This window comes from Neobacillus sp. 19, from assembly GCF_049463095.1.
In the GTDB taxonomy this organism is placed as follows: Bacteria; Bacillota; Bacilli; order Bacillales; family Cytobacillaceae; genus Neobacillus.
Window position 1 is genome coordinate 1 of the sequence record NZ_JBMPZU010000055.1, and the last position, 1545, is coordinate 1545.

The 1545-nt window shown below is 40.1% G+C and carries 2 pseudogenes and 1 riboswitch; of the pseudogenes, one reads left to right on the forward strand and one right to left on the reverse strand.

From position 1 onward, the window contains the following. A pseudogene (gene gcvT, locus ACO1D1_RS16970) lies at positions 1-779 on the reverse strand (glycine cleavage system aminomethyltransferase GcvT); the annotation flags it as partial. Between the two features lie 180 nt (positions 780-959). Next, positions 960-1055: riboswitch (glycine riboswitch) on the reverse strand. 308 nt (positions 1056-1363) lie between these two features. Between gcvT and ACO1D1_RS16975 the strand changes: the two are divergent. After that, positions 1364-1545: pseudogene (locus tag ACO1D1_RS16975) on the forward strand (ATP-dependent helicase); the annotation flags it as partial.

Sequence of the window (1545 nt, forward strand, 5' to 3'; positions counted from 1 at the left end):
CAAAGCCAATTCCTGCTTCAGCGGTGAAATGTCTGGTGAAAGTTCTTGACCATAAAGGGCTAAATTCGCTTCAAAACGCAGGGTATCACGCGCACCTAATCCACACGGAAGAATCCCTTCCTCCTCACCAGTTTGTAAAATCGCTCTCCAAAGTTCGACAACATCATTTGCATCACAATACACTTCAAAGCCGTCTTCACCGGTATACCCGTACTCAAGTACAAGAGTCTCTTTTGCCGTTTATGTTTACATCCTGCTGGAATTTGAAAAAGCCAATATCACTTAAATTTGTGTCAGGCGCCAGTTTTGCAAAACCTTCTCGGCAAGAGGTCCTTGAATAGCGAGTTGACCATTTTTCTGAAAGGTTTTCGATGCTGACATCACCTTCTAGATGCTCTTCAAGCCATTTGTAATCCTTTTCAATATTAGAAGCATTTACCACTAAAAGATAATGTTCGTCCTCGATTTTATAAACAAGTAAATCATGGATCGTGCCGACCATTTTCATAGCACATTGCTGTATACTGGGCACCGCCGTTTTTCACTTTCGAAATATCGTTTGTCATCAATTTTTGTAAGTAAGGCAAGCTGTCAGATCCCTTTTACCTCCACTTTCTCCCATATGGGATACATCAAACAGGCCAGCACGATTTCGGACTGCTTCATGCTCTTCCTTAATGCTGGAGAATTGTACAGGCAGCTCCCAACCGCCAAAATCGATGGTTTTCCCGCCATTTTCTTTATACCTAGAAAAGTGGAGTACGTTTTAATTCTGTCATCCTAAAGTCCCCCTTCACTCATCACTTCATTAATTTGTTTTAAATGACTCTTTAAAAAAGATTGAACTAATAACAAAATCAGGAAATATTACTATTCAGTTTTGGATTAGTGAAAAACAACAAAAAGTGTAAACATTCTGAAAAAGGGCGCAAAAAAGGACAGAAACCTCCCTTTAACGAAAGAAGGTCTCTGTCCTTGCACCTGAAAGTTTACCTAAATGGTTTTCCCCTTTGGTGGCTGGCCGAATTGGACCAGCACTCTCCAGAGCTGCGTCAAACAAGAGTTCTTTTGCCTCTGAAGATCCAGCTTCTGCTTGCTCCTTCGGCGCTACAAAGGTAGTCTCTCCCCTTGTTATCATTCGCATTATAATATTTTCCAATTTGGTCATACTAATTATACTTAAAAAATAAATTACCTTATTAAAATATTTAAAACTTTCAAAGCTATTATCATCCTACCATTAAACCCATACATTGGGCAATCATAACTTTACATGAAAAGGAGCTGAAATGATGTCGGTCAAAATTGAATTTGATTCCTCTTTGGCAGGATAATTTTTACATAGAACTGACAACGACGGGCCATGGGGGAACTGGGATTATTCGACTGGCAATCGGGGTTGAAAAACGTTTCCGTAATCCCTGAATTCGTGGGATTACAAGCACCTAATCACCTGCAAAATTTAACACCCCTCCCACACCAGCTCGAAACAGCAAAACAAGTAATTGAAAACATGAATGGAAAAGCGATTCTGGCTGACGAGGT